The sequence below is a fragment of the Candidatus Baltobacteraceae bacterium genome (assembly GCA_036489885.1).
In the GTDB taxonomy this organism is placed as follows: Bacteria; Vulcanimicrobiota; Vulcanimicrobiia; order Vulcanimicrobiales; family Vulcanimicrobiaceae; genus JAFAMS01.
Genome location: DASXEW010000003.1, coordinates 2036675 through 2063527 on the forward strand (window position 1 = coordinate 2036675; position 26853 = coordinate 2063527).

The 26853-nt window shown below is 60.3% G+C and carries 26 protein-coding genes and 2 tRNA genes; 20 read left to right on the forward strand and 8 right to left on the reverse strand.

Annotation, left to right across the window (positions count from 1 at the left end; genetic code table 11):
• Nucleotides 1-142 precede the first annotated feature (142 nt).
• Nucleotides 143-1363, forward strand: a complete 1221-nt coding sequence (locus VGG22_16045) for a divalent metal cation transporter (protein HEY1729883.1) — start codon at nucleotides 143-145, stop codon at nucleotides 1361-1363.
• Here VGG22_16045 and VGG22_16050 read toward each other — a convergent pair.
• Nucleotides 1360-1998 carry a phosphoribosyltransferase family protein gene (locus tag VGG22_16050; protein HEY1729884.1) on the reverse strand — a complete coding sequence of 213 codons (639 nt, stop codon included), beginning with the start codon at nucleotides 1996-1998 and terminating at the stop codon, nucleotides 1360-1362. The genes VGG22_16045 and VGG22_16050 overlap by 4 nt on opposite strands.
• 55 nt (nucleotides 1999-2053) lie before the next feature.
• On the opposite strand from VGG22_16050, the gene VGG22_16055 reads away from it, so the two are divergent.
• From VGG22_16055 to VGG22_16085, 7 genes are all read left to right on the forward strand, one after another.
• Nucleotides 2054-2266, forward strand: a complete 213-nt coding sequence (locus tag VGG22_16055) for a hypothetical protein (GenBank protein HEY1729885.1) — start codon at nucleotides 2054-2056, stop codon at nucleotides 2264-2266.
• Between the two features lie 71 nt (nucleotides 2267-2337).
• Nucleotides 2338-3093, forward strand: a complete 756-nt coding sequence (locus VGG22_16060; GenBank protein ID HEY1729886.1) for a hypothetical protein — start codon at nucleotides 2338-2340, stop codon at nucleotides 3091-3093.
• On the forward strand, nucleotides 3090-4307 hold the full coding sequence (gene fahA, locus VGG22_16065; protein ID HEY1729887.1) for a fumarylacetoacetase: 1218 nt from the start codon (nucleotides 3090-3092) through the stop codon (nucleotides 4305-4307). Before VGG22_16060 ends, fahA begins: the two co-directional genes overlap by 4 nt.
• A 65-nt stretch (nucleotides 4308-4372) precedes the next feature.
• The gene (locus VGG22_16070) at nucleotides 4373-5896 is read left to right on the forward strand and encodes an ABC transporter substrate-binding protein (protein HEY1729888.1); all 1524 of its coding nucleotides are present in this window, start codon (nucleotides 4373-4375) and stop codon (nucleotides 5894-5896) included.
• Between the two features lie 17 nt (nucleotides 5897-5913).
• On the forward strand, nucleotides 5914-6831 hold the full coding sequence (locus VGG22_16075) for an ABC transporter permease (GenBank protein ID HEY1729889.1): 918 nt from the start codon (nucleotides 5914-5916) through the stop codon (nucleotides 6829-6831).
• Entirely contained in the window at nucleotides 6828-7745 is a 918-nt protein-coding gene (locus VGG22_16080) for an ABC transporter permease (protein HEY1729890.1), read from the forward strand. The genes VGG22_16075 and VGG22_16080 overlap by 4 nt, the downstream gene beginning before the upstream one ends.
• 102 nt (nucleotides 7746-7847) lie before the next feature.
• Nucleotides 7848-9134, forward strand: coding sequence for a copper amine oxidase N-terminal domain-containing protein (locus tag VGG22_16085; protein HEY1729891.1), 1287 nt, complete (start codon nucleotides 7848-7850; stop codon nucleotides 9132-9134).
• 1 nt (nucleotide 9135) lies between these two features.
• Here VGG22_16085 and VGG22_16090 read toward each other — a convergent pair whose 3' ends face one another.
• Nucleotides 9136-10650, reverse strand: coding sequence for a hypothetical protein (locus VGG22_16090; GenBank protein ID HEY1729892.1), 1515 nt, complete (start codon nucleotides 10648-10650; stop codon nucleotides 9136-9138).
• 22 nt (nucleotides 10651-10672) lie between these two features.
• Between VGG22_16090 and VGG22_16095 the strand changes: the two genes are divergently transcribed.
• A tRNA-Arg gene (locus VGG22_16095) sits at nucleotides 10673-10746 on the forward strand.
• A 10-nt stretch (nucleotides 10747-10756) separates the two neighbouring features.
• Here the strand turns inward: VGG22_16095 and VGG22_16100 are convergent.
• The gene (locus tag VGG22_16100; protein ID HEY1729893.1) at nucleotides 10757-12229 is read right to left on the reverse strand and encodes an NHL repeat-containing protein; all 1473 of its coding nucleotides are present in this window, start codon (nucleotides 12227-12229) and stop codon (nucleotides 10757-10759) included.
• 71 nt (nucleotides 12230-12300) lie between these two features.
• Nucleotides 12301-13362 (reverse strand): Ldh family oxidoreductase, encoded by a 1062-nt coding sequence (locus VGG22_16105; GenBank protein ID HEY1729894.1) that lies wholly within the window; start codon nucleotides 13360-13362, stop codon nucleotides 12301-12303.
• Nucleotides 13363-13502: 140 nt separating this feature from the next.
• On the opposite strand from VGG22_16105, the gene rpmG reads away from it, so the two are divergent.
• The gene (rpmG, locus tag VGG22_16110) at nucleotides 13503-13667 is read left to right on the forward strand and encodes a 50S ribosomal protein L33 (protein ID HEY1729895.1); all 165 of its coding nucleotides are present in this window, start codon (nucleotides 13503-13505) and stop codon (nucleotides 13665-13667) included.
• A gap of 9 nt (nucleotides 13668-13676) precedes the next feature.
• A tRNA-Trp gene (locus VGG22_16115) sits at nucleotides 13677-13752 on the forward strand.
• Nucleotides 13753-13797: 45 nt separating this feature from the next.
• Here VGG22_16115 and VGG22_16120 read toward each other — a convergent pair.
• Complete coding sequence (locus tag VGG22_16120) at nucleotides 13798-14202, reverse strand: ATP-binding protein (GenBank protein HEY1729896.1); 405 nt, start codon at nucleotides 14200-14202, stop codon at nucleotides 13798-13800.
• Nucleotides 14203-14389: 187 nt separating this feature from the next.
• Between VGG22_16120 and secE the strand changes: the two genes are divergently transcribed.
• From secE to VGG22_16135, 3 genes are all read left to right on the forward strand, one after another.
• Nucleotides 14390-14632 (forward strand): preprotein translocase subunit SecE, encoded by a 243-nt coding sequence (gene secE, locus VGG22_16125; protein ID HEY1729897.1) that lies wholly within the window; start codon nucleotides 14390-14392, stop codon nucleotides 14630-14632.
• 220 nt (nucleotides 14633-14852) lie between these two features.
• Nucleotides 14853-15368: a transcription termination/antitermination protein NusG gene (gene nusG / locus VGG22_16130; protein HEY1729898.1), complete on the forward strand. Its 516-nt coding sequence runs from the start codon at nucleotides 14853-14855 to the stop codon at nucleotides 15366-15368.
• A 61-nt stretch (nucleotides 15369-15429) separates the two neighbouring features.
• The gene (locus VGG22_16135; GenBank protein ID HEY1729899.1) at nucleotides 15430-17109 is read left to right on the forward strand and encodes a DUF885 domain-containing protein; all 1680 of its coding nucleotides are present in this window, start codon (nucleotides 15430-15432) and stop codon (nucleotides 17107-17109) included.
• Here the strand turns inward: VGG22_16135 and rocD are convergent.
• A complete protein-coding gene (rocD, locus tag VGG22_16140; protein ID HEY1729900.1) occupies nucleotides 17106-18326 on the reverse strand; it encodes an ornithine--oxo-acid transaminase in 1221 nt (406 codons plus the stop codon). The two genes, VGG22_16135 and rocD, sit on opposite strands and share 4 nt — an antisense overlap.
• Before the next feature lie 136 nt (nucleotides 18327-18462).
• On the opposite strand from rocD, the gene rplK reads away from it, so the two are divergent.
• From rplK to VGG22_16160, 4 genes are all read left to right on the forward strand, one after another.
• Entirely contained in the window at nucleotides 18463-18888 is a 426-nt protein-coding gene (gene rplK, locus VGG22_16145) for a 50S ribosomal protein L11 (GenBank protein ID HEY1729901.1), read from the forward strand.
• The gene (rplA, locus tag VGG22_16150; protein ID HEY1729902.1) at nucleotides 18888-19598 is read left to right on the forward strand and encodes a 50S ribosomal protein L1; all 711 of its coding nucleotides are present in this window, start codon (nucleotides 18888-18890) and stop codon (nucleotides 19596-19598) included. The genes rplK and rplA overlap by 1 nt, the downstream gene beginning before the upstream one ends.
• Nucleotides 19599-19608: 10 nt before the next feature.
• Nucleotides 19609-20385 (forward strand): SulP family inorganic anion transporter, encoded by a 777-nt coding sequence (locus tag VGG22_16155; GenBank protein ID HEY1729903.1) that lies wholly within the window; start codon nucleotides 19609-19611, stop codon nucleotides 20383-20385.
• Between the two features lie 130 nt (nucleotides 20386-20515).
• On the forward strand, nucleotides 20516-21592 hold the full coding sequence (locus VGG22_16160) for a cyclic nucleotide-binding domain-containing protein (GenBank protein HEY1729904.1): 1077 nt from the start codon (nucleotides 20516-20518) through the stop codon (nucleotides 21590-21592).
• On the opposite strand, the gene VGG22_16165 is transcribed toward VGG22_16160, so the two are convergent.
• Both VGG22_16165 and VGG22_16170 read right to left on the reverse strand, forming a co-directional pair.
• On the reverse strand, nucleotides 21583-22110 hold the full coding sequence (locus VGG22_16165; protein ID HEY1729905.1) for a hypothetical protein: 528 nt from the start codon (nucleotides 22108-22110) through the stop codon (nucleotides 21583-21585). The genes VGG22_16160 and VGG22_16165 overlap by 10 nt on opposite strands.
• Before the next feature lie 2 nt (nucleotides 22111-22112).
• Complete coding sequence (locus VGG22_16170; protein HEY1729906.1) at nucleotides 22113-22373, reverse strand: hypothetical protein; 261 nt, start codon at nucleotides 22371-22373, stop codon at nucleotides 22113-22115.
• Between the two features lie 85 nt (nucleotides 22374-22458).
• Between VGG22_16170 and VGG22_16175 the strand changes: the two genes are divergently transcribed.
• Both VGG22_16175 and VGG22_16180 read left to right on the forward strand, forming a co-directional pair.
• The gene (locus VGG22_16175; GenBank protein HEY1729907.1) at nucleotides 22459-24453 is read left to right on the forward strand and encodes a S9 family peptidase; all 1995 of its coding nucleotides are present in this window, start codon (nucleotides 22459-22461) and stop codon (nucleotides 24451-24453) included.
• A gap of 35 nt (nucleotides 24454-24488) precedes the next feature.
• Nucleotides 24489-26813, forward strand: a complete 2325-nt coding sequence (locus VGG22_16180) for an ATP-binding protein (GenBank protein ID HEY1729908.1) — start codon at nucleotides 24489-24491, stop codon at nucleotides 26811-26813.
• The last annotated feature ends 40 nt before the right edge of the window (nucleotides 26814-26853 follow it).

Here is a 26853-nt window from a genome sequence, read left to right on the forward strand (position 1 = left end):
CACAGAGGTCGTTGCGCGGAAGTGGGCTGTTAGGGTAACCTAAAGACCCGCGTCGCCGTACCTACGAGGTCCTGTGGCTACCACGACCAGCTCCCCCGGCCTTAGCCCCCAGCTAGCCTCTCCGAACCGGAAAGTGCTCGGCATGGTGTTGCGCTACTTGGCTGCTTGCGGACCGGGGTTAGTAGTCGCGTTCGCGGACACGGAAGCCGGCAGCATCACGACCGCTGCGACGTCGGGCGCGCAATTCGGAATGAAGCTGATTCTGTTGCAGCTTCTTTTGATCGTGCCGCTTTTCGTCGTGCAAGAGATGACCGTCCGTCTCGGGATCGTCAGCGGTCGCGGGCATGCCGCCTTGATTCGCGAGCGATACGGAATGGGCTGGGCCTCACTCTCGCTCGTAACGATGCTCGTTACGAATGTCGCCGGTCTCGTGACCGAATTCATCGGCATCGCCGGCGTTGCGCTGATCTTCGGACTCCCCGTCGCGCCGCTCGTCATAACGGCCGCGGTGTTGTTGCTCGGCGTCGTACTTACCGGAAGCTACAAGCGTGCCGAATACGTCGCGCTCGCGCTGTGTTTCCTCGAGCTATTGTTCATCCCGGCCGCGTTCGCAGCGCATCCGCAGCTCAGCTCCATCATCCACGACGGTATTTTCGGGTCGCAGCCACTCGGGAATCGCGACTATCTCTTGCTGATCGCCGGCAATATCGGCGCAGTCATCATGCCGTGGATGATCTTCTATCAACAAAGCGCGACAGTTGATAAGAAGCTGCGTCTCCCCGATCTCAATTTCTCGCGCTTTGACACCGCGCTCGGCGCTGTTGCCACACAAGCTATCATGATCGCGATCGTCGTGACGACCGCAGCGACGCTCTTCGTGGCGCATACGCAAGTCAGCGACGCCGCGCACGCAGCGCTCGCGCTCGTCCCCCTGATCGGTCACTACGCGGGAGTTATCTTCGGCGCCGGATTGCTCGGCGCATCACTCCTTGGTGCGTTCGTCATCTCGCTGGCAACGGCGTGGGCGTTCGGCGAAGCATTTCGCTGGCCGTGCTCGCTCAACATGAATTGCATGCAAGCAAAGCGTTTCTACGGTCTCTATACCTTTTGCGTGTTGCTGGCTGCCGGAGTGGTTCTGATTCCGAATTTGCCGCTCGTCTCGATCACGGTCGACGTCGAGGCGTTCAATGCGTTCGTGCTCCCGATCGTTCTCGGATTCTTGTTGATCATGGCGAACGACCGAAAGATTCTCGGCGATCGCGTGAACTCGCTACTTGGGAATGTGCTCGCAATCGGCGTAACGGTTGTATGCGTGTGTCTGGGTGGTTGGATGGCGATCCTCACGCTTTTCCCGAATATCTAACGCATTCGCGCGAGCAGGTCGCGCACTTCCTCATCGGTCGTTTGAGAAAAATCCTGATACCACACGCTCACGGCGCGTAGGTTTTCGGGCAGGCGCGCGACGACGATACTATCGGCAACGTCGCGAAGTGCATCAGCAACGCCCGGCGCCGCGACGGGAACAGCGATGACGACGCGCGCGGGATGGCTCTCCCGTACTGCCGCAACCGCGACGCGCATGCTGGCGCCCGTCGCGAGGCCGTCGTCGACGCAGATGACGGTCATCCCGCGAACGTCCGGTGCCGGGCGATCACCCCGATATTCGCGTTCGCGCCGCAAGAGCTCGGCGCGTTCGCGTTCGATGACGTCCTCGACTTGTTCGCGTGAGATCGACAGTCGATCGACCATCCACTGGTCGATGAAAAATACCCCGGAGGTCGCGACCGCACCCATCGCGAGTTCCTCGCGACCCGGCACACCGAGCTTACGGACGAGAACGACGTCCATGGGAATCTTAAGCTCGCGTGCGATTTCATAACCTACGGGTACACCTCCACGTGGGAGTGCAAGCACGATGGCCTCGCGATTGCGCGCGTCCTCGACAAGCCGGGAGGCAAGCGCGCGCCCTGCGTCAGCGCGATTGCGGAAAGGCGTCATCCGGGCTCTGCCGTAGTCGTGGGGCATTCACACAGCAGTGTAGAGGAAAGGCGACATGACGGAAACCGAAATCCGGCCCTGGCTGCAGCGCTACGTGCGCGTGACCCTCGCCGACGGCCGCATCTTCGCGGGCCGGCTCACCGAGGCGAACAAGCACTATAAGGTGACGACGCCGGCTCCGGACAAGCGCGAGCACGACACTGTTGAGACGATCAATTCCGGCGATCAGGTCGCCACGATCGAAGAAGCGCTGGAGTTCGGACGATAGAGACGCTGATCGATCGCGCCATCGATAACGCAGCGCTGCTTTCGCCGGCGCAGCCGTCGATCGACGACGTATTGCGACTCGACGCCGAAGTGCGAAGCAGTCCCGACGGCAGGACGCTCGGCCATTTCGTCGTCCCGTCATCACGTCTCAACGAGCTCACAATGAGCGATGCCGAGCTGCCTCCTACGATTAGCGTGCTGCTCGACCGTCATCTCGGAAGAGCGCTCGAAGCCGTCGACGACTTCGGCCTCGTTACGATTGCATCGGTGGATTCACCCATTGGCGTGAATGTCGAACGTGGCGACATTCTCGAGACCCTGCTCGGCTGGTCGACGGGTTACGGCGACAACTGCGATGTCTATTGCGAAGTCTTCGGACCGCAGACGCGTCCGGATCAAATCGACGAGACCGTGCACCATCTGGCCTCGATCCGCCGCACGCAGAAGAATTTCGGCGCGAAAATTCCGATCCACAACGCATCCGCGTCAATGGTCGCGCATGCGCTGGCGGAATGTTCGCGGCTTCGCGTCCCGCTCAAGCTCGGCGCCGACAATACTCGCGCCGTCGGTGTGCACGGCATCCTCAACGTGATCACGGCTGCGGCAATTGCGTTCCGTGACTCCGATGCGCGCGACGCCATCGTGGCGGCGCTCGAAGACGAGGACGCAAGCGCGTTCACGGTCGATGACGATGTGCTCGTGTGGCGGGAGAGACGCTTCGGAGTGGCAACGATCGCGTCGGTTCGACGCGAGCTCCTCATCGCGTTTGCGGCCTTCGATCCGGCACAACCGGCTGCCCAGCTGCGCCAAGCCGGCGTCTTGGCGTGAACGGCGACTTCCCGCTCGAAAATCTACCCTTTGGAATATTCTCACGGGACGGCAAGCGCCGCAGCGTAGGCGTGGCATACGGTGACGATATCGTCGACATGGCGAAGGTCGCGCGTGCGCGGTTGCTCGACGGCGTCGTAAGAAATGCCGTCGAGATATTTGAGTCACCGACGCTGAACCCGTTCCTCGAGACCGGTCACGGAGCGTGGTACGACACGCGCGAGCGTCTGCAGACGATCCTCGAGGACAAGACGAAATCGAAAGAGTTTTTGGTCGCGCGGGCCTTGACGCGCATGCACATGCCGATCGCTATCGGCGACTACGTCGATTTTTATTCGTCGATCGAGCACGCGACGAACGTCGGCAGACTATTCCGTCCGGGCGGCGATCCGCTCTTACCAAATTATCGCCACATTCCGATCGGGTATCACGGCCGGACCAGCACGATTTCAACCGAGGAAAAGGTCCGGCGGCCAAGCGGGCAGACGAAAGCGGCGGACGCTTCGGCGCCTGCCTTTGGTCCTTCTCGCCAGCTCGACTTCGAGCTGGAACTTGGATTCATCGTCGGCCTTTCGAACGGCGAAGGACGACCGATTCCAACCGACGATGCCGCCGACTATCTCTTCGGCGTCGTGCTGCTCAGCGATTGGAGCGCGCGCGATCTGCAGTCGTGGGAAGGACAACCGCTAGGACCCTTTCTTTCGAAATCGTTCGCGACGACGATCTCGCCGTGGATCGTGACGCTCGACGCACTGCTGCCTTACCGCGTTTCGAACCGGACGCAAGAGCCCGAACCGCTCGAATATCTGCGCGTCGATGCGCCGTGGGGGTTCGATATCGACCTCTCGGTGAGCTTGCAATCACGCGCCATGCAGAAGATGCGCGAGAATCCGAAGGAAATCGTCCGCGTTAATTTCCGCGACATGTATTGGAACGTGGCGCAACAGCTTGCACATCTGACCAGCAACGGAAGCATTGTGCGGCCGGGAGATTTGCTCGGATCGGGAACGATCTCGGGGACCGAAGACGGCTCGTACGGCAGCTTGCTCGAAGCGACGTTGCGGGGAGCCCGGCCGCTCGCGCTAACGAACGGTGAGGTGAGGTCGTTCTTGGAAGACGGAGACATCGTGTTAATGCACGGCGTCGCCGCAGGATCGGGGTTGCCGAGGATCGGTTTCGGCGAGCTCCGTGCGACCATAGCACCATTTGCTTAAAGGAAGACCGGGGTCCGCACCAAACGGGCCTACAAAATTTGCCCGGTTCATGAATCGGAGGGTCTATGCGACGTCGGGTTCTGACGTTTTTACTCGCAATTATATTTCTCGGAGGAGTTTCGCTTGGTGCCGTGCGGCTAGCAACGGCACAATCAAACGATGTTCTAACGATTTCACAGGGTGCTGACACGGATACATTGAGTCCGATCACGACAGCGGTCACGCCGTCGTCGAACGTCTTCAATCAAATCTTCGACGGGTTGGCGGCTCACGACCCGAACGGGAAGCTCGTTCCGGCGCTGGCGACGTCGTGGAAGCAGATCTCGCCCTTGAAGTGGCAATTCAACCTGCGCCACGGCGTGAAGTTCTCAAACGGCGATCCGTTCACGAGCGCTGACGTCAAGTTCACGGTCGAGAAAGTTCAAGACCCCGCGTTTAAGTCGCAGAAGGCCGACCGCGTCAGCATGATCGCATCGGTCGAGACGCCCGATCCCTACACGGCCGTTTATGTCACGAAGAAGCCTTCAGCGCTCATGCCGGGCCGTCCGTACGATTTGCGCATGGTCGATGCCAAGTATTGGAAGGAACACGGCGACGCCTATGAAGTCGACCATCCGATGGGCACCGGTCCATACATGCTCAAGGAATGGAAGAAAGACGACCACCTCACTATGGTGGCCAATCCGGGCTACTGGGGCGGCAAGGTCGCGATCCAGACAATTGTTTGGAAGCCGATTCCAGAATCGGCGTCGCGCGTTGCGGCGCTGCAAACCGGTGAGACCGACATCATCACGAACGTGCCACCTCAGAACGCCGATCAAATCGCTAACGGAAAGCTGACGAAACTTGGCACGGCAAAGAGCGATCGCGTGCTCTTCATTGCGTTCAACACGCAAAAGCCGGGACTTCAGGATAATGTTGCGTTTCGCCAAGCGCTCAACTACGCGGTCAACGTGCCGGCGATTGTCAAGACCGTCCTTGGCGGCCACGCATTTCCGTTACGCAACGGCGCGCTACCGCCCAACTTCGTCGGCTACGATCCCAAGCTGCCCTCGTATCATTACGATCCCGAGAAAGCCAAGGATCTTCTGAAGCAGGCCGGCGTCAACGGTCCTATCAACCTCGTGCTGAACTCACCGTCGGGGCGCTACAACATGGACAAGCAGGTTGCGGAAGCCGTGGCGGGACAGCTGCAAGTCGTCGGCATCAACGCGTCGGTACAGACACAAGAGTGGACCAACTACGTCGGTCAGGTCAGTCACAAAGCGCTCGTGCCGATGTACGAGCTCGGTTGGGGCAACGATACCTTCGATGCGGACGGCACGCTAACGCCGTTGTTCACGACGGACTATCCCATCTCGACGTGGGGCACGCCGGAGACCGACAAAGAGATCGCGGATGCGCGATACGAGCTCGATCCAAAAAAACGCAACGCCGACTACGCGAAGATTCAGGAAACGATCTTCCAGCAGGCGCCGTGGCTGTTTCTCTTCGAGTATGAGGATCTCTACGGCATCACCAAGCGCGTCGCATGGCAGCCGCGTTCGGACGAGTTGATCGTCTGCAAAGACATCAGCTGGGCCAAGTAGTGCAATAGGAAACGGCGATGGTCGCGTATTTGGTGAGAAGGCTCTTCGGAGCGGTACTGGTTCTCGCCGGCGTGACCGTCGCCGTTTTCCTTATCCTCCATTTGAGCGGGGATCCGGCGCTGATCATGCTTCCGCCGGAAGCTTCGAAGCAAGACGTTATCAACTTCGATCACGAGTACGGTTTCGATCGGCCGGTGCTCATCCAGTTCGGCGATTTCGCAGCGCACGCGCTCCGCGGTGACTTTGGAACCTCGATTCGTCACGGCGATCCCGCCATGGGTCTGGCGCTCGAGCGCCTTCCGGCGACGGCCGAGCTTGCGTTTTCGGCGCTCTTGCTCGCAATGATCGTCGCCATACCGGCCGGCGTCATCGCGGCGACGAAACGCGAAACGGCGATCGACTACATCGTTCGCGGAGTTTCCCTGGTCGGTCAGGCAGCGCCGGTCTACTGGATCGGCATCATGTTCATCTTGATCTTCGGCGTCGCGCTCGGGTGGTTGCCGATCTCCGGGATGGGCGGCATAAAACACCTTCTCTTGCCGATGATAACGCTCGGCGCGTTTACGACCGCGAAGTTAATGCGCATAACGCGTTCGGGAATGCTCGACGTCATGCGCTCCGACTACGTACGTACGGCGCTTGCAAAAGGGCTCTCGTCGCTGACCGTCACCGTTCGGCACACGCTGCGCAATGCGATTCTCCCGATCGTCACGGTGATCGGTCTCGAGCTCGGAACGCTGTTATCCGGTGCGGTCATCACCGAGACGATCTTTTCGTGGCCCGGCATCGGCCGTCTCGCGGTTCAAGCAATCTACGATCGTGATTATCCCGTGGTGGAAGCGGTTGTCGTTCTGACCGCCGCGATTTTCGTCGGTCTCAATTTGCTCGTCGATCTCACCTACGCCGTCTTCGATCCGCGGATCACCTACAAATGACGACGCTCGATGTGACCGCTAAAGGGATCGAGCCGGAAGAAGAACTGGCATTCGTTCCGCGCCGTTATCAAGCGTTTCGATATTTCGTGCGCAGCCGCGCCGCGATGTTCGGAGGCGCGATCGTGGCACTACTCCTGATTTGTGCGGTCTTCGCGCCGTGGCTCGCCCCGCACGATCCGACCGTGCAGAACCTCAACATGACGTCGTTGCCACCGTTTTGGCTGCACGGAGCGCAGCCGGGTTACTGGCTCGGCACGGATGAGCTCGGGCGCGACATCCTCGCGCGCATCATTTATGGCGCTCGGCTATCATCGATAGTCGCTTTCAGCGTCGTCGTGATCGGAAGCGTCATCGGCGTGTCGCTGGGTTTGGTTGCCGGCTACGTCGGCGGATTCGTCGACGACGTCATCATGCGCATCGCCGACATTCAGCTCGCGTTTCCGTACGTGTTGCTCGCGATCGCGGTCATCGGCGTGGTCGGCGCAAGCCTCTGGACGATTATTGCGGTCATCGGCATCACTTCGTGGGTGCAATATGTGCGAATCGTGCGCGCGGAAGTGATCTCGCTGCGGGAGCGGGAGTTCGTCCAGGCTGCCCGCGCCGTCGGCGACTCGGTTACGCGAATCATCTTTCGGCACATTCTGCCGAATGTAATGTCCTCGGTGACGGTCATCGGAACGTTCGAGCTGGCGCGCGCCATCATTTTCGAAGCAGCGCTCTCGTTTCTTGGCCTCGGCGTTCCGCCCTCGATTCCGTCGTGGGGAAACATGCTCGCTGAAGGCCGTCAGTATCTGGACACATCCTGGTGGATGGGGACGTTCCCCGGCCTCGCAATAATGATTACGGTCATGGGCGTCAACGTTTTAGGTGACGGCCTGCGTGACGCGTTCGACCCCGGCCTGAGAAGTCAATAAACGGTCAATAGGCGGCAGTTCCAGGGCCTCGCGCAAGGCGGCCCTCCTCTATATCTTGAATGAGGCGAGCGGGCGACCAGGGGTCAGCCCGAACGGGTTCAGATGGAGGATGTTTTGGGACGAGCGGCTTGCGTCGTTTATGCACTGTTCCTAGCGGTTGGGTTGGGTGTTACGGCCGGCGCGGTAAGCGCACAACCGGCGCCCGATTTCGGGTCACCACCGTCGGGGCAATATCCGATTCTTTTCAACGACCATCACGTTTACGCTAAGCCTGACGTCGACAAGCAAAACCGCGTCCTGGCGGCGCTTGTCCGCGGCAAGACAATTCTTGTTCCGCTACGTTCGATGTTCGAACAAATGGGCGCGACGGTTGAATACGATCCGGCGACGCGAACGGCAATCGTTGCAAAGCCGGGCTCAGAGGTCCGCGTGACGGTTGGAAAAGCGGAAGTCGTCATCAACGGCGAGAGCCGTCCGCTCGACGTCCCGCCTGAGATTCACGACGGTGCGATCCTCGTTCCGCTGCGCGTCATTTCCGAAGGCATGGGCGCCTATGTAATGTGGGTCCCCGAGAAGCGTGCGGTCGTCGTGCGCTACATCCCGGCTCCCCCGCCGACTCCGGCACCGCCGCCGCCTCCGCGACCGACAGCGGCGCCTACGCAGGCACCGATTGCGCCCGCGACCTTTGCAACGCCCGCGCCGATCGTCACCCCGTACTACGAGCATTATCTCGCCGGCGATTTCATCGCTTACCCGAGGGTCTTCAACGAGTTTACTTCCAACAGCTCAAACACGTACGGTGGCGACGCCCGCGCGGTTGCAGAGCTCCCGCTCGCAGGCATGCACTTCATGCTCGAGGGTGAGTACACGATTTGGCGATGGCCGCACCTCGCCGGTCCCGTGACGACGCTTGGTGGCGCCGGCGCGGTCGCAGCGTTCGCCCCGACGTTCAACGGCAACGACCAGAACCTCACCGGAAACTTCGGGATCCGCGTCATGGGTGGGTTTCTCCCACGCGTGTACTTTATCGAAGGCTACATGACCGATTACAACAACTACGGCTACCCACGCTTGGGCGGCATCGGTTACGGTCTCGAGAAGCTTCCCGATCTCAATCGGGCCTTCACCTACTACGGAAAGTGGTGGTATAGCCAGTCGATCAAAGGCCGCTACGACGCGTTTCCTGTAGGGTCAACGATCTACCCGGGCGGAACGCTGAGCTATAAAGTGCAGAAGTACGATGCCGGGATCAATTGGAATCTTGCTGGTGGCAAGAGTCCGTGGTTCCTCGACGTCGGCTACGCAGGTGAAGGCTGGCACGCTTCGATCAATGCGCCGGCGAGCCGTCTCATGAACGGCCCGTACGTCGGTCTCGGAGTCAAGTTCTAACCTAAATCGGGTCGACGAAATTCCGTGTGATCATGTCCTCGGCTTGGACGCGGGCTTCTTTGAAGACGCTCGCGTCGGCCGGGTTCTCGTTCAGCAATTTTCCAAGCTCTTCATCGAAGAAGCGCGTTACGTCCGCGGCCGTGTGCATGCCATGTTGCACGCGCTGCGCGATCATCAGACGGTAGATGCGGTCGGTCGCGAGATCTTCCATATAACCGTCGAGTAAGCTCGCGCCGAGACCCGTGAGATATCCGTGCCGGTAGCGAATGACGGTGCGCACGCCGGCCCGCGTCCCGGTTTCGCTACGCGTCCCGATCCCTGTGGGCGCCGGTCGTAAATCCGGATGCGTGTTCGCGCTGGGGTCCCAGCGCGCAACCTGATTCGGAAACGGAAATTGCGCAACCGCTATCTCGTTTTGATCGGGATGACCTGTCCAGGCGCCGTCCATGCCGGCCGAGGCTTCGTTCTTCTTGTCTTCGGCAAGCGCTTTGAGCGCGCGTGCGTTGAGCTCCGGGTTCGAACGATCGGGGAAGAGTGCGGTCATGCCGCCGATTGCAAGAAGGTCGTGACGGTGGCAGATCTCGGGGATCAAGCATCGCAAATTTTGGAAGAACGGCACGTCGTGCGGGATCGTGTTGCGGTCCGGCAAGATCCAGTCCGGATCGTTGAAGACAAAGTCGATCAAGCTCGCCATGTAGTCCCATCGCCCGAGGTTGAGCCCAACGATGTTGTCGCGCAGGTTGTAGGCGAATTCTTCCATCTGGTACGCCATCGGATGCGCCTCGACGAGTGCCATGCACTTGATGTAGTCACGCCGCGCGCCTTTTGCGTCCGCAAGCGCCGCGAAAACGTCGCGCCACCAAGAGGCTTCTTCGGCCGATTCGGATTTCGGAATATATATCGTGAGCGGATGGCGCAGGCGTGCGAAATCGAGCCGATAGACGAGCATCGCCAGGTCGAACAGCGACGCTGACGTCAGCGCATCCGGGATTACGCCGGCTTGCGAGAGGTGCAATCCGCGAGGCCGGATCGAAACGACGGTCGAGCTCGGCTCGATGCCCACACGGCGACCGCGCTTTGCATCGTCGTAGGAAAGTTCGCCGTAGAGCGCTGCGATGCAATTGTCGATGCCTGCCATCGTCGCGTTCCAAACGTTGGCCATCGAGTCTTCGAGATCGAGCATCACGCCCGGAGAGCCTGAGTTCATCAACTTCACGGAAAGCTCGGCGTCGTCGGCCGGACCCGTCATTTGATTGCGTTGATCCGCGATCCACGCGGGAAGATCGATGCGCCAATCGCTCGTCGTTGCTTGAGATGGCGGAAGATATGTGGGTGGCGTTCCGGCACGCGAAGCGTCGTGCGCGATTCGGCGCTTCGCCGCGAGTGCTTGTTGTCGCGCGGTAAAGCCGTCGTGTAGCGCGCGATAAAACGCTGCGAAGCCCGGCGGCGCGTCTTTTCCGATCGTCCAACCCCTCGGGGCCGCATTCATGGGCGGGATGTGAACGCCAATTTGCATAATGCGCACCATAGCACGGCGGGCGGCCGTAGCTCAATTGGATAGAGCGAGGGACTCCTAAGCCCTAGGTTGGCGGTTCGATTCCGCCCGGCCGCGCGACTACTCTCTAGGGGACGACGCTGACGGCTTGTACGTTCGTGAGCGTCGACGATGTAATCGTCGCTGTCGGCGTCGCCGCCGACGACATCACCGGGTTGAGAATGAGCACGTCCGGATCGGTCTCGCCCGCAATGTAGAAGTTGTTCGATGCGTCGACGGCAAGCGTTGATTCGCAAATGCAGCCAAACTGCAGCGTTCCACCGGAACCGCCGGTCAGCGTCGCGAGTGGGCTTTGGAAGCCATTTCCGTAGCTAAAGACGCTGATCGTCGTATTTGCCGAGTTTCCAACGTAAATGCGGCCCGTCGAATCGACTGCAAACGCGACGGGATGATCGATCGCCGAAGGCGTGCTGGTGATAACCGCAATGGGTGCGACGTTGAGCGTCCCGCTCCCCGCAAGCGCGCTCGCCGCGTACACGGTAATGCTCGAATTGCCGGCATTGAGAACGTAGAGGTTTCCGCTGCCGTCGAATCCGGCCTGATAGGGTGTGCTCAGCTGCGTGCTGTTTCCGGAGACGGATTTGAGCGCGGATGCGGCGCCGTTTGCACCAGGGCTGAAGAAGTCGACGGCGTTGTTCGAGGAGTCGGTCGCGACCAGATCGCCCGAGGCATCGATGACGAGTCCCCATGGTCCTGTGACGGTCGTTAGCGTCGTCGTAGGCGTGACGGTAGTTTGCCCGTCGTACGACGCGTACGTGTAAGAGTAGATGTTCGGCGACTGCGCAACGTAGACACGACCGGTGGCATCGACGGCCATCCCGCTCGGATGTGCGAGCACACTCGATGTGAACGTCGTCAGCGCGGTAGCTCCGCTACTTGATCCGGCGGCAAATGCTTCGACCTGACTGCCGGCGTTGACGACGTAGATCGTCCCCGCTGCGGCTTGAGTGCTGCTCGTTTCGTAGAGCTCGAACAAGTAGGTCGTGTTCGCGTTAAGAGTCGTCGGTTGCGCCGGACCGGTGAACGTCAATGTCGATCCGCTGACCGACGCCGGTCCGAGCGTCGCAAGTTCGCTCGCCGATGAGGTCGGGCCATCGAAGACTGCGATGTAAAATGTTTGACCACTCGTCGAGACCGAGCTGGGCAGCGATAGCACGAATGAAGGCAGCGCGGTGAATGTGACGGTGTTGTTCAGAGAAAGCTCAACGGAAAACGAGATATTGGGGGCTGCACCGGACTTGATTCTCCGCAACGTCTGTGGTTGCGGACCACCCGCCGGCTGCCCAAGGATCGAGGTCAACGTCGCTTGCGTGTCGGCCGGCGCATTGCTCTGCGAGAACGTAATCAGACCGCTATACCCGCCGAGCGGGGCGAGTTTGAGAGAGTCCCCGCCCGGGAGCACGGGTCCGGTTACGTTGTTCGTCGCGGTAGTGAGAGCGCGATACGGCAAACTGGAGCCACCGCCGCAGCTGCACAGAGCAGTGACCGCGAAAACGGCAAACGCAAAAGTAACGAGCAAACGTGTGGGCAGCAGTGCCATCGCTCTCTCCCATGGCGAAGAACCTGACGCTTAGCGTTTACCCTATATTTAAGAAAACGGTCGCTTGAATATTAGCTAGGCGCCGCTAGACCAAGACGCTGCGCGTCCTTGAGCAACTCGTTCCAGGTCTCGGTCGCGATGCTCACGCCGTCGCGTGCGGCGGCGCGTTCTTTGTCCGCTTCGATCTTGCCGGGGACCAGAATGCGATCGACGCCGATTGCGTGGGCTGACCCTTCGATGCGATCGAGCAGGGACGCGACCTTGGCTTGAAAGTCGTCCAGCTCAATGAAGCGCTCGATTTGCAACGCAAGGAAAAAATGTCCGACCAGGCCGGGAGAGTCCAAGCTTTCCTGATGCGCGAGATCTCCTGACGCTTTTGATCCGACCAGGAGTCCGGCAAGCAAATCCATCGCAATCGAAAGACCGGTGCCCTTGTACATACCGATCGGGACGAGCAATCCGCGCATTGCTTCCGCGGAATCCGTCGTAGGGCGGCCCTGCGCGTCCATGGCCCAGCCGCTTGGAATGGCGCGTTTGGCGGCATACGCGAGACGGACCCATCCTTTTGCAACTTGCGAAAGCGCGAAGTCGAGCACGAAGGGATTGCCGTTCGCGCGCGGCGCGGCAAATGCGATCGGATTGTTACCGAGCATCTGCGTGATGCCTCCCCACGGCGCCATGCACGCGGGTGCATTGGTGGTGGCGATTCCGATCATGCCACGCTCGGCGGCTTGCAGCACGTACGCGCCGGCAGCACCGAAATGATTCGAATTACGCACCCCTACGGCGCCGATTCCGAACTGTTCCGCGAGCGCGAGCGCCTTGTCCATCGCAAAGCGGCTCGCGACGTAACCGGAGGCGTGGCGGGCGTCGACGACGGCGGTTGCAGAGGATTCGCGGATGACTTCCGGCCGGGCTTTTGGGTCGATGCCGCCCGCCGCCATCCGGCGCAAGTAGCTCGGCAGCCGGTAGAGGCCGTGCGAGCTGATCCCGCGCGCGTCGCAGCGGACCATGATTTCCACGAGGGTGTGGGCATCGGCGCCGTTCATCCCTTGCGCCTCGGCCAGGGCGACACCAAAAGCGAGCAGAGTCTCTTGGGACCGGCGGACGGTATCGGCGGCGGTCATGCTCATTGCGGCTGTTCCTTCGACGGGTGGGGTCTGCTTGCTTTGGCCCTAAAATGCGGTGGACGGTCTTTGCAACGCATGGTATTATGGGGCCCGAACGGACTGCGTGTCCGTTTCTTTCATGTCCGCGCTTGAGGTTTTAGTCGGTGGCAAAAAAAGAGAACCGTGTGATGGTCACGCTGGCGTGCACGGAGTGCAAGCGGCGCAACTATAACACTTTCAAGAATAAGGTGAAGACCACCGAACGGTTGGAACTCAGCAAGTATTGCCGCTGGTGCCGGTGTCAGCGCGCGCATCGCGAACAACGATAACGCCCCCTTAGGGCGGTGGCGCAATTGGTAGCGTAGCGGTCTCCAAAACCGTCGGTTGCAGGTTCGAGTCCTGTCCGCCCTGCCATTAACGAAGACTCCAAACTTGGGTTTGGAGTCTTTACTTTGTGGCCTAGCTGCAGCTACGATCTTGCACGCGCGGGGAGAGCTCATCGAGACGCCGCTCGAGGCGAATGAGCCGTCCGCGCTTGAGGAACGTAATGCGACCTACCAGCATGCGCATGACCGTAATGCCAAAACCTCGCACGCTGCGCGGGTCACTCATATTTTGCGGCTCGAAACCCGGGCCGTCGTCCTCGACTTCAATGCGCAAAATACCCTCTTGGACTGCTGCACGAATCTCGAAGTACGAACCCTCGCGGAAGCCATGCTCGACAGCGTTGGCGATTGCTTCACCGGCGGCTTGTTCGAGGTCGACGAGATCGCTTTCAGCGACACCGAGGCTGGTGAGATACGCGACGACTGCTCGCCGGGCTTTGGTCGCGTACCGAGGAGTCGACGGAAAAATAACGCGCAATTTGCGCCGGCGTGTAGCGATCTCCGGACATCCTCCCAGGGGTTCTTTCCCAGACCAGGCCCTGGGCTAAACCAAGTAAGCCAAGCGGCTCAGCCGTATCCGTAGGGGGGATTTCAGGGTAGTATGAGGAACGCGGGGCTCTTGAAAACCCCCGTTGTGTGGGTTTTTTATTATGGCTGAACGTACGATGAATCGGCCCCCGGGCCGTACGACCGCAAACACGCCGCGTGCAGAACGCATGGCGCGTAGTCGTGAATATATGCAAGGGCTCATTTCGGAGATGCGCCGGGTCACGTGGCCCACGCGTCAGGAATGGGTGAGCGCGACGGCGTTGACCGTAACGCTCGTCATCGTCGTCGGATTGTTTACGTCCGGTTGCGATTGGCTTTTCACCCAGCTCTTCGCGCTACTGCACGGAGGGTCGACCTAAGGTTATGCACGACACCCACGAAGAAACAGAGCTCGCCCCTCCGCAGAACGGCGAAACGACTCCGGAAACGGCGATCGCGGATGCAATTGTCGAGACCGTGACGACCGAAGAAATGTCGAATGCGGAAGTCGTCGAGGCTGCGCAAGACGTCGATGAGGCAGAAGAGGAAGCACCTCGTCCGGCTGCGTCCTCGCAAAAGAGCGAGCGCAAAAAGTGGTACGTGATTCACACGTACTCGGGTTACGAGAACAAGGTCAAGGCCAATCTCGAGCGCCGCATTCACTCGATGAACATGCAAGACAAGATCTTTCGCGTGCTCGTCCCGATGGAAGACGAAGTCGAGTTCAAAGACGGCAAGCGCAAGATCACGCCCAAGAAAGTGTTCCCGGGTTATGTCTTGGTCGAGATGGACATGGACGATTCGTCCTGGTACGTCGTGCGTAACACCTCGGGCGTGACGGGATTCGTCGGCTCGCCGGGCTCCGGTGAGAAACCGGTCCCGCTGCAAGATAAAGAAGTCAAGACGATTCTCAAGCAGATGGGCATCGAGACGCCCAAGCTCAAGATCGACTTCGCAAAGGGCGACCGCGTCAAGGTCACGTCCGGACCGTTCTTCGATTTCACTGGAATCGTGGACGAGATCCAACCCGAAAAAGAGAAAGTGCGTGCGCTTATCTCGATCTTCGGACGCGAAACGCCCGTCGAGCTCGAGTTCTATCAGATCGAAAAGGTCTAAGCCAAGCCTGACCAGGTCAGTGCCTCTTTTGGCTGGTCTGCTGATTGCGGCGCTACTGACCGTGTCTGCGGCCCCGGCGCAGGGGAGCGCCGACGACGCTTATTCGGCATTCGCGCAGCAGTATTTTGCCCGGAGCTTCGCGCGCGACCCGATTGACGCGACGTCGACGGGCGTGCATTCCTACGACCGTCTGACGAACGATCTCTCGGCGGCCGCGTTCGCGCGCTATAACGCCGAGGATCATGCAAATCTGCGGACGCTGCTGGGCATCGAGCAGCAGAATCTCTCACCTCGGACACGAATGGACGCGAAAGCCCTCGAGCTGCAGATTCGAGACAATCTTTTGCAGAACGAGACGATGGCGCTCTGGCGACATCGCCCCGACAACTACGTGGGCGAAGCGAGCTACGGCGTCTTCGCCCTCATCAACCGCGATTTTGCACCGTTGACGACGCGGATGCGCGACGTCATCGCACGGGAAAATGCGGTTCCACTCCTCTTCGCACGCGCACGCGCCAACCTTACGACGGTCGACGCGGCCAGCGCACTAATCGGGCGCGACGATGCGCTCGGGCTCGCATCGTTTTTCGGGAGCGACGTGCCGAAGGCGTTCGCGAGTGTGAAGGATGCGCGTCTCCAGCGTGATTTCCAGGCGTCGACCCGGCGTGCAAGTGCGGCAGCCACACATTATGCAGCGTGGCTAGGAACAAAGATCACGCACCCCACGGGCAGCTATGCGATCGGCGCGACCAATTACGTCGCAATGCTGCGTTACGAAGACGGCATCGATCTCTCGCTTTCCGAGTATCTGTCCCTCGGTGAACGCGCGCTGGAGGTGAATCACGCGCGTATCGTCGCGGTCGCGCACCTCATCGATCCGCACAAGACCGTTCCGCAAGTGATCGCGGACGTTGCACGCCGGCATCCGTCCGGTGCCCAGCTCCTTGCGGCGTCCGCGCGTGATCTCGTGCGTCTGCGCCGATTCATCACCAAACACGACATCATCGCGTTGCCGCCCGAGGCGAACGTTGCGGTCCGCGAAACGCCGCCCTTCGCGCGTTCGACCGTGACAGCACAAGAAGACTCACCGGGCCCACTTGAAACCGTAGCGACGCGCGGCTACTACTTCGTCACGCCCCCCGATCCGCATGACCCGCCACGTATTCAAGAGGCATATCTGGAGACGTTCAATGATTTCGAACGCCCGATCGTCGGCGCGCACGAAGTCTACCCCGGGCATTTCACCAACTTCATGCTCGATCGGCATCTGTCGCTTACGCTCACGGAGAAGCTCGTCTCGAGCAACTCCTTTTCGGAAGGCTGGGCGCACTACTGCGAACAGATGATCGTTGACGAGGGTTGGGGGAACGGCGATCCGCGCGTGCGCTTGATGCAACTGCGCGAAGCACTGCTCCGCAACGTGCGTTACGTCGCCGGCGTGAAGCTCCACACCCAAGGGATGACGGTCGCGCAAGCGCAGCGTTTATTCGAAGACGAAGGCTTCCAAGATCCGGCCGATGCGCGCGCCGAAGCCAAGCGCGGAACGCAAGATCCCATTTATGGGTACTACACGCTCGGAAAGATGGAGATTCTGAAGCTGCGCGGCGACTACAAGAAGAAGATGGGCGAGCAGTTTACACTCGCCGGCTTCCATGCTGCCCTCTTGCAGTACGGTGATTTCCCGATATCGCTCGTCCGGCCGCTGATACTGGGCGCCAACGACGACGGTAAGCTGCTTTAGGCTTTTTCGACGGCCTCAAAACCCTCGGCGATGCGCTCGGCCAGCTCCTCGACGTCTTCTTCGCTGATGATGAGAGGGGGGCAAATGCGGATGACGTGCGAGTGCGTTTCTTTCGTCAGCACGCCGGCCTTCGCAAGCGCTTCACAGTACTTGCGGGCGGGAACCTTCAGCTCGATGCCCAGCAGAAGCCCTTGACCGCGAATCTCAACCATGTTGCGCGAGCGCATGTCGGCCAGCTCGTACGTGAGCTGATCGCCGCGTTCCGTCGCCGCTTGCGCGAGATTCTCATCGTTCATGACGCGGATCGCTTCGCGTGCAACCGCGCACGCCAGCGGATTCCCGCCCCAGGTGCTGCCGTGACTTCCCGGATCAAAGACATCCATTACTTCGCGACGGCCGACGACCGCGGAGACGGGATACACGCCGCCGCCCAGCGCTTTGCCGAGAATGAGGAGATCCGGCTTGACCTCATCGTAGTCGAGTGCGAAAAGTTTGCCCGTACGTGCGAGTCCGGTTTGAATCTCATCGGCAACGAACAGCACACCGCGCTGTTTGCAGAGCTCCGCGGCCTCTCGCATGTAACCGGTCTTTGGAACGATGATGCCGGCTTCGGCTTGAATCGGTTCGACGAGAAACGCGCAAACGTCATCGGTCAGCGCTTTCTCCAGCGCGGCGATGTCGTCGTACGGAACGCTAACGAACCCCGGAGTGAAGGGACCAAAATCGCGCCGGTACGATTCGTCGCTGGAAAAGCCGATGATCGTGGTCGAGCGTCCGTGAAAGTTATTCTCACAGACGACGATCTTGGGCTCCTTGATCTTCTTGGCGCGCACGCCCCAGCGCCGCGCCGCCTTGATTGCCGTTTCGACGGCTTCGGTTCCGGTGTTCATCGGGAGCACGACGTCCAGACCGCATAACTCCGCCAGCTCCTCGCAGAAAAGCGGCAGCTGGTCGTTCCTAAACGCGCGCGAAGTGATCGTCAAGCGCTCGGCTTGTGCCTGGAGTGCAGCAATGATCCGCGGGTGTCGGTGGCCCAGGTTCAGCGACGAGTAGGCGCTGAGCGCGTCGATATAAGTCGCACCACCGACGTCGGTGACCCAGATACCCTCGCCCGAAGTGAGGACGATGTCGAGCGGGTCGTAGTTGTGTGCGCCGAACTCATCCTCGATCTTAACGAGGCCGTCGGCAGCGGGTTGGTCAGAAGCTTGGTTTGCCATGCCGGTACTGACAATTTACGGAGCCTTTGGTACAATGCCTGGGTTGCGCCCTCCGGGCGCAGGTGCGGATCCGGCCGACTCCACCCCCGCACTCGAACAATGGGGCAGACCGCAATCGGTCGTTAGGAAGAAAAGAATGGCAAAGAAAGTTGCCGGCAAGATCAACCTTGCGTTGGAAGCCGGAAAAGCGACGCCTGCGCCGCCCGTCGGACCTGCGCTCGGGCCGTATTCGCTCAACATCATGGACTTCTGCAAGCAGTACAACGAACGTACGCAGAGTCAAGCTGGAATGATCATTCCGGTCGAAATTACCGTTTATGAAGATCGCACGTTTTCGTTCATCACAAAGACGCCGCCGGCGTCGTTCCTGATCAAGCGCGCACTCGGCATCGAGTCGGGTTCGAAAGAACCAAACCGGCAAAAAGTCGGCAAGCTCACGCAAGCGCAGCTGCGCGAGATCGCGCAAACGAAGATGCCCGATCTGAACGCTAACGACATCGACGCAGCGATGAAGATCATCGCCGGAACCGCGCGCAATATGGGCGTTGAGGTGAGCAGCTAATGGCAGTACATCACGGCAAGAAATATCGCAACATGGCCGAGAGCTATGATGCGACGAAGCTGTACGATATGTCCGAGGCCGCGGCGATCGTCAAGCGCAACGCGGCGAACCGAAAGTTCAACGAAACGGTCGAGCTGCACATTCGTCTCGGCGTTGATCCGAAGAAGTCCGATCAAAATGTGCGCGGCACGGTCAGTCTCCCCCATGGAACCGGTCAGACGGTTCGCGTCATCGCATTCGCAAAGGGCGACAAGGCCAAGGAAGCGGAAGCGGCCGGCGCCGACGTGGTCGGCGAGCAAGACCTGATCGATCGCGTCAAGGGCGGCTTTGCCGACTTTGACGTTGCGGTTGCAACGCCCGATATGATGGGCGCCGTCGGCTCGAACCTCGGCCGTATTCTTGCGCAGAAGATGCCGAATCCCAAGAGCGGCACCGTCACACCGAACATCGGCGCAGCGATTCGTGATATTAAAGCCGGCAAAGTCGAATATCGTCTCGATAAAGCCGCTATCATCCACACGATCGTCGGTAAGGCAAACTTCGGTGAGCAACAGCTCGCGGAAAACGTCGGCGCGATTCTCGACGCGGTTGTTCGCGCCAAACCGTCGGCGTCCAAGGGAACCTATCTCAAATCGATCACGATGACGAGCACGATGGGGCCCGGCGTTAAGATCGACCCGCTCAAAGTCAAGACCGCAACGACAACGTAGAACCTAGGGTGTGACCGCGAGCCTTCGGGCCGGCCTCGTCGGGGGAGCGCTGGCCACGATCCTCACCGTCACGTTCGCGTTGTCGTACGCCGTGCTGATCTTCAACGGCGATTTAGCGGCAGGGCTTAGCTTCGGTATTACGTCGTCACTGATTGCAGCAGCCGTCGTGTCGGTTGCCCTCGCCTTATTCGGGACGATGCGCTTTCAAATCGGAACGCCGACCGGCAATACCGTAGCGGTCGTCGCGGTCGGGGCGGCTGCAATCTCGCGCACGCTGGCAGGCCCGGAGCATCATTCGGCGATTCCGACGGTCTTGGTTGCGATTGCAATCTCGACGATCGCGGTGGGCATCGTCGTATTTGCGCTCGGCGTAATGCGGGCCGGACGATGGATGCGCTTCATCCCCTACCCCGTCATCGGCGTCGTCCTCGGCGCAGCCGGCTGGTTGTTTCTCACCGGCTCGTTCCGCGTCATGGGTTCCAATGAACGCGCAGAGCTGATCGTCGGATTGGTGTTCTCGTCGATCGTGATCGTCGCGACGATGCGCGTGAAGCATGCGCTCTTGTTGCCGGGATTACTGCTCGGCGGCGTCGCCGCGTTCTACGTCGTGGTCGTCACACGTGGGTTATCTCTTGACGACTTGCGCAATGCCGGCTGGTTTCTGCACGTGCCGGGGTCGAACTCGGCTCGAATGAGGAAGCCGACCTCGATCACGAGATGCGCGTGCAGGGCATTGCCAATGTCGCAAGTGGCTTGCTGGGCGGGCTCGTCGGTCTCGGAGCCCTGACGAACACGCTCGTGAGTTACCGCGTTGCCGGGACAAGCCGCGTCCCGCCCATTTGCGTTGCCGTGGCTTCGATCGGAATTTTATTCGGCGGCTCGGTGATCGTCGAGGCGATTCCTTCATCTTCGGCGCCTTGATCTTCACGACAGGCTTTAATTTGCTCTACGAGTGGTGCGTGCGTTCGGCACGGCGTTTGCCGTTGCCGGACTATCTCAGCATCCTTGCAATCGTCGCCGTCGTCGTTCGATTCGGCTACGTGGCCGGCGTTCTGACCGGGATTCTGATCGGATGCATCATCTTCGTCGTGAGCTATAGCCGCGTCCGCGTGGTCAAGCACGACCTTTCCGCCGACGTCTTCCGGAGCAGCGTCTTGCGCTCACTCGAAGAACGCGACGCGTTGCAAGCCCACGGGAAAGCCATTCGCATCCTGGTTTTACAAGGATTCATCTTTTTCGGGATGGCCGACCGGCTGTACCGTACGATCAAGGAGCTTTTGGAAGAACCCGGCCAGCATCCGGATTTTCTTATTCTCGATTTTCACGGAGTACACGGTCTGGATTCGTCGGCAGCGACCAGCTTCTCGAAGATTCAGCAACTTGCGACGCGCGATCAGTCAAAGCTCATCATCAGCGCGATTGCGCCGGATCTCGAGAAACAGTGGAGGTTCGGCGGCGACGGTCAACACGGCGTGCTCGAATTTCGCGATCTGGACGCGGCACTCGAGTATTGCGAAGGCGAGCTGCTTCGAAAGCGTGTCGAACACTTGAACGCGGATACGAGCTTGGAGCAGTGGTTGGGGATCGAGCTGGGGGAGATTCGTCTGGCGCACCGCTTGGGAGGCTTTCTCGAGAAGCGCGAGCTGTCCGAAGGCGACATATTGTGTGAAGAGGGTACACCGGCGCAGGAGATGTTCTTCATCGAACAGGGTCGCGTCGGCGTCATTTTCGGTTCCGGCGAAGAGAGTGTCAGGCTACGCAGTCTGGGCGAACGGACGATCCTCGGCGAGATGGGCTTGTATCGCTCGCGCGTGCGCAGCGCGTCGGTGATTGCGGAACAATCATCGACGGTCTACGTGCTGAGCCGCGAGGCTTTTAACCGGATGGAGAAGACGGACCCGGTGCTCGCGGCGGCGTTCAACGCTGCGATCGTTCGAACGCTCGCCGATCGCCTCGAATTCGAGAGCGCGATGGTTGCGTCGCTTCAGCGCTGAGCTCCGAGATACGCGTTGATCGCTCGTTCCCAATCGGGGGCAGCGCGGTCATCCTGCTGCGCCATTTCTTGCACGATCGATGATGCATCGGGGCTGAGCGCGGTACGCTCGTAGCGCACCCTTACGATCGTATGCGCTTCGCGCGGCGACAGCGTCAGCGTGAGCAGCGTTGCCATGACGTCCGGCACGACGTACACATATTGAAAGCGTCCGTGCTCGGGATCGTATTGGGTGTTGATCCAGACCGAGGTTTTGTGTCCATGGGCGACGGTGAAGACCATGCCTTCCCGATCCGCAGGTGAGTCTGGCCACGCGAAGACCGGATTCCAGCCGGGTGACCAATCACGTTCGCGCTCAGCGCCGAACAGCGGCGCTACGCGCGCCATCGGCACGAAGGCGATGAATTCAAACGTGCGATCCGTGTGCGCGAGGACGGTGTTTGATTGTGCGCTCGACGGACGAGCGGCGATGAGGATGCCGACAAGCACGCCGAGTCCGAGGCCGACGATGAGTCGCATGTTCATTTCTCCCGCAATGCGTGACTGTCGTTCGAACGCAATGTAAGACCGTACAGCGCTTTGAGCGCAACGATTTGTTTGATCGTCTCTTTCGAGAAAGGTGCTTTGCCCTCGAAGGCATGGAGCACGATGCCTTCCAGCAGCTCGCCGACGCCCATGTCCTTGAGCTCTGCGAGACCTTTGAGCACCTTGAGCAGACGCTTTTCCATTCGCAGTCCGGTCTGCACGCGCTCGATCTCAACCGTATTTCGTTCTGGTACCATAGTACCGAAGTACCAATATGACCCCTGAAGTCCCTTCTACGCATGGAAGGCATCCGTGCCGCTCTGAGAAACACCGGACGGCAACATGCTGACACCATCGGATTTTCTCGGGCTCATCGGTGTGGAGGACCCGCAGATATCACCGGACGGGCGAAACATCGTCTACGTCAGGAGCCGTCACAATCTGGACGAGAACCGCACGGAGCGCTCGTTGTGGCGGCTGCGAAAGTCGGGAGCACAGTCGTTCACGCAAGGTATCGCCGACCGCTCTCCGCGCTGGTCGACGGACGGGACGAAGATCGCATTCCTGCGGACGAACGATGAGAAAGAAACGCACCTCTGCGTGATGCACGCCGACGGCGGCGAAGCCCACGCAGTCGCAGGACCTTTTAAGCGCATCGGTACAGCCGCGTGGTCTCCGGATTGTTCGCGTTTGGCGTTCGCGGCGGCGATCGAGATGGAGCCGGCGCAAACATCGGTTGCGTTCGACGAGGTGAGCGGCGCGCGGCACATCGTCGCATTGCCCTACAAGCACGATTCAATTGGGCTTTTCGACGGCAAACGCATGCAGATTCACGTCGCAACACTTGACGGAGATGTAGAGGTCGTTGCACGCGGAGCATTCGATGCCGGAACGCCGGCATGGTCTCCGGACGGTAAGCGTATTGCTTTTGTCGCGAACCTCGGGAACGGCGAACGCATCTACGCCAACGATCTGTACGATGTCCCGGCCGCCGGTGGCGAAGTTCGGCGGCTGACGTCGATGAACGGCATCTTCGATTCGCCGTCATTTTCGCGCGACGGCGACGAGCTCGCATTCGTCGGCTACGAAGACGACAAGATCATATCGGGAGCGCGCAATCGTCAATTGTGGTGCGTCCCGGCAAACGGTGGAAGGCCGCGCTCTCTGACGCCGGACCGTAAGGAGTATTTAGGCGACGCGATTATCAGCGACATGCGTGCGCACGAGAACGACACACCGGTCTGGAGCCCGGACGATCAAGAGATCATCATTCAACGCTCACTCGAAGGCCGCTGCGATATCGTAGCCTACAAACGCGATGGCAGCTCGAGCCGCGAGCTCGCCGGCGGCGAGATGGAGATCTACGCGTTTTCCGGAGCCCGCAACGGTGCAATCGCGTTTGCGTCGACCGATATCGCAGACCCGGGCAGCATCGTGCTCATCGAACCGGGCGAAACGTCGGCGATGCGATTTCCGAGCGAAAATGCAGCTTGGCTCGAAGCGCATCCGCCGCTCGTTCCGGAACGAATTCGCCCGATAGCCGACGACGGAACCGAGCTCGATGCGTGGTTTATTCGCGCGGCGAAAGATGGGCCGGCGCCGCTGGTGCACGCGGTGCACGGCGGTCCGCACGGCGCCTACGGATTGTCGTACTTCTTCGAGTTTCAGCTCTTGGCGCAACTCGGCATGCACGTCGTGTACGGTAACCCGCGCGGCAGCCAGTCGTACGGCGAAGCTTACGCCGATGCGATTACCGGACACTGGGGCGACCTCGACGCAGCCGACGTGCTCGCGATCTTGCACGCGGCCAAACAGCGCCTTCCAATCGAGGGTAACAAGATCGGATTACAGGGCGGCTCGTACGGCGGCTTCATGACGACCTGGCTGATGGGACACTGCAAAGAGTACGTCTGCGGTGTTTCGATGCGCGCCGTCAACGAATACGTAACGGAGGGCACGGTAAACGACATTCCGGGCTTCCTCGAGTACGAGCTCAGCCTGGATTGGAGCGACGGTGGGCGCAAGCTGTTCGAGGCCTCACCGATGCGCGCCGTCGAGAACATCGACGCGCCGTTACTCGTCATGCACTCCGAGCGCGATCTGCGCTGCCCCATCGATCAAGGTGAACAGCTGTTCGGCAGGCTGCGCGCACTTGGCAAGACTGCGGAATTCGTGCGCTTCGCAAACGATGGCCACGACCTCTCGCGCAACGGGACGCCGCGTAACAGACTCCTGCGCTATCGTGCGCTCTGTCATTGGATGCGGCGATATCTCGGGCTCGAGCAAGCCCACGGCGGAGCGGGCTGGTTGTTTGCACCAATTGCTGACGAGTCGTGAACCAAACCCTCACGATTGCTTGCTAGATATGGGCCATGTCCATCAGAGCCCGCTCTCTCGTCGCGTTTCTCGGCCCTGTTTGCCTGCTGCTTGCGCTTATCTTCGGTGACCTCTGGTTTGACGGACACCTAGATCAGTCGGAAGCAGCCGCGGCGCGTATCAACGCCGGGCTTTCGAACGCGCAAGTGCTGCTCGGTCAGATCCTCGACGCAGAGACGAGTGTGCACGGCTACGTCGCGACGAACAATGCGTCATTTCTCAAGTCGTATTACCGTGTCGTCAGCAAGATTCCCGATCATGCTCGGCAATTTTCGGAGGTCGCGTCGAATCCGCACGCCGCCGAGGCAATCGCAACCGAAATGCGGATGCTTCACAATGAAGTTCTCCTCACGCAAATCGGTCACCGCGATGACGTCGTTTCGCGACTCTCATCGGCCGAGCCGCGGGCGAGCCTTAATGCCGTACGCGATTTGATCGAGCAGCAAATCGATGATTGGGGTGCCAGGGCGAACCACCAGCTCGAAGCATCGCGCCGGACGAACGACGCCTGGACGGCCGTCACGCACGCGCTTGCCGCAGTCACGATCGTCGGCCTGCTCGGCGCTATATGGTTTTTCGCGTTCCGGCTGACGGGCCGAATCGAGCAGCTCAGCCGCAATTCGCTCAAGATCGGAGAAGATGAACCGCTCGGGCCGCCCTTGCCGGGAAACGACGAGGTAGCGATGCTCGATCGCACGCTGCGCCACATGGCCGGGCTCATCGCGGAACGGCAAGCAGCACTCGCCCGGCATCGTTTGATCGTTGAGATCGCGCGCGACGCGATCTTCTTCGTCGATTTCGATACGATGCGTGTCCTCGAGGCCAACCCCGCCGCGTGCGATCTCTACGGATACGCACACGAGGAGCTGCTTGGCCTGCCGGCCGTGCTATTGCGTTCTCCGTCGAGTCGCGGCGACATGAACGCGTTTTTCGAGGGAGCGATGGAATGCGGCATGAGCGGCGAGGTTATCGCGCTGCGCAAAGACGGTTCGACGTTCCCAATAGAGGTCACGGCGCGAGGCGCGACGCTCGAGGGCCGTCGCGTCGTCATAACCGTTGGGCGCGACGCTACGTTAAGCCGGCAAGCGCGTCAAGAGCTTACTTCAGCCCTGGATCAAGCCGTACGCGTCTCGCGCCTCAAATCGGATTTTGTGGCTACAATCAGTCACGAGATTCGTACGCCGATGAACGGCGTGATCGGGATGACTGATTTGCTGCTGCAAACGAAACTCGATACCGAACAGCGCGAGTTCGCCGAAACCGTTCGCGAATCTGGCGCCGCGCTGTTGCGGATCATCGACGAGATCCTCGATTTCTCAAAGATCGAGGCCGGAAAATTCGAGATCGAGACCGCGCCGTTCGACATACGGAGAACCGTTGAGGCAGTGGCCTCAATCGTCGGACCAAACGCAGCGCGCAAAGGCATCGGTCTCATGACATTCATCGATTACCGTTTGCCGGCGCTCGTCCGTGGAGACGCCGGACGGATACGTCAGGTGCTCATCAATCTCGTCGGTAACGCCGTCAAGTTCACGAGCCACGGCAGCGTGACGTTGACTGTTGAAGCACAAGACGGCCAACGCGTGCAGTTTTCGGTCGTCGATACCGGCATCGGAATGACCCCCGAGGTGTTGTCCCGGTTGTTTACACCCTTTACGCAGGGTGACGCCTCGACGACTCGTCGCTTCGGCGGCACGGGGCTCGGGTTATCGATATCGCATCGCCTTGTCGAGCTCATGGGCGGAAAGCTCGACGTTGAGTCGCGCGAGGGCATCGGGTCACGGTTCTGGTTTTCAGTCGGCTTACCGGTCGTCACCGAAATCGACGCCAACGTTAGTAGCATGTCGCGTTCGCAGCTCAGCGTTCATCAAGCTCCGGGTGAAGTGCGAGGCCAGAGCGACATGCCGGTGCACATGCACGTCTTGCTAGCGGAAGACAACGCCGTCAATCAGCGTGTGGCGCGGAAGCAGCTCGAGCATATAGGCTGTAAGGTTACCGTCGTTCCGAATGGACGTGAGGCAGTCGCACGCGCATCCGAACAGCGCTTCGACGCTGTCTTCATGGACTGTCACATGCCGGAGATGGACGGCTTTACCGCGGCGCGCGCCATACGCGAGGTCGAATCGCGCAACGACACGCGAACGCCGATCATCGCTCTAACCGCGGGGGCGATGGAACAAGACCGCCTGGCCTGTCTTGCGGCCGGGATGGACGATTATCTCTCCAAGCCGATCGATGCCGGGGCGCTGCGCGCCACGCTGCTGCGGTGGGTTTCGAAGGAGGTAGAGTTACGGGACAACCACGTCGAAGGAAGAGCTTAGCGCCTGGGGATTGTCGCGTTTCTCGGACGCAGTTGGGCTC

Coding starts and splice junctions, on each gene's coding strand:
- VGG22_16045 (HEY1729883.1), top strand. CDS start 143: ATGGTGTTGCGCTACTTGGCTGCTTGCGGACCGGGGTTAGTAGTCGCG.
- VGG22_16050 (HEY1729884.1), bottom strand. CDS start 1,998: ATGACGCCTTTCCGCAATCGCGCTGACGCAGGGCGCGCGCTTGCCTCC.
- VGG22_16055 (HEY1729885.1), top strand. CDS start 2,054: ATGACGGAAACCGAAATCCGGCCCTGGCTGCAGCGCTACGTGCGCGTG.
- VGG22_16070 (HEY1729888.1), top strand. CDS start 4,373: ATGCGACGTCGGGTTCTGACGTTTTTACTCGCAATTATATTTCTCGGA.
- VGG22_16075 (HEY1729889.1), top strand. CDS start 5,914: ATGGTCGCGTATTTGGTGAGAAGGCTCTTCGGAGCGGTACTGGTTCTC.
- VGG22_16080 (HEY1729890.1), top strand. CDS start 6,828: ATGACGACGCTCGATGTGACCGCTAAAGGGATCGAGCCGGAAGAAGAA.
- VGG22_16085 (HEY1729891.1), top strand. CDS start 7,848: ATGGAGGATGTTTTGGGACGAGCGGCTTGCGTCGTTTATGCACTGTTC.
- VGG22_16090 (HEY1729892.1), bottom strand. CDS start 10,650: ATGCAAATTGGCGTTCACATCCCGCCCATGAATGCGGCCCCGAGGGGT.
- VGG22_16100 (HEY1729893.1), bottom strand. CDS start 12,229: ATGGCACTGCTGCCCACACGTTTGCTCGTTACTTTTGCGTTTGCCGTT.
- VGG22_16105 (HEY1729894.1), bottom strand. CDS start 13,362: ATGAGCATGACCGCCGCCGATACCGTCCGCCGGTCCCAAGAGACTCTG.
- secE (HEY1729897.1), top strand. CDS start 14,390: ATGAATCGGCCCCCGGGCCGTACGACCGCAAACACGCCGCGTGCAGAA.
- rocD (HEY1729900.1), bottom strand. CDS start 18,326: ATGGCAAACCAAGCTTCTGACCAACCCGCTGCCGACGGCCTCGTTAAG.
- rplK (HEY1729901.1), top strand. CDS start 18,463: ATGGCAAAGAAAGTTGCCGGCAAGATCAACCTTGCGTTGGAAGCCGGA.
- rplA (HEY1729902.1), top strand. CDS start 18,888: ATGGCAGTACATCACGGCAAGAAATATCGCAACATGGCCGAGAGCTAT.
- VGG22_16165 (HEY1729905.1), bottom strand. CDS start 22,110: ATGCGACTCATCGTCGGCCTCGGACTCGGCGTGCTTGTCGGCATCCTC.
- VGG22_16170 (HEY1729906.1), bottom strand. CDS start 22,373: ATGGTACCAGAACGAAATACGGTTGAGATCGAGCGCGTGCAGACCGGA.
- VGG22_16175 (HEY1729907.1), top strand. CDS start 22,459: ATGCTGACACCATCGGATTTTCTCGGGCTCATCGGTGTGGAGGACCCG.
- VGG22_16180 (HEY1729908.1), top strand. CDS start 24,489: ATGTCCATCAGAGCCCGCTCTCTCGTCGCGTTTCTCGGCCCTGTTTGC.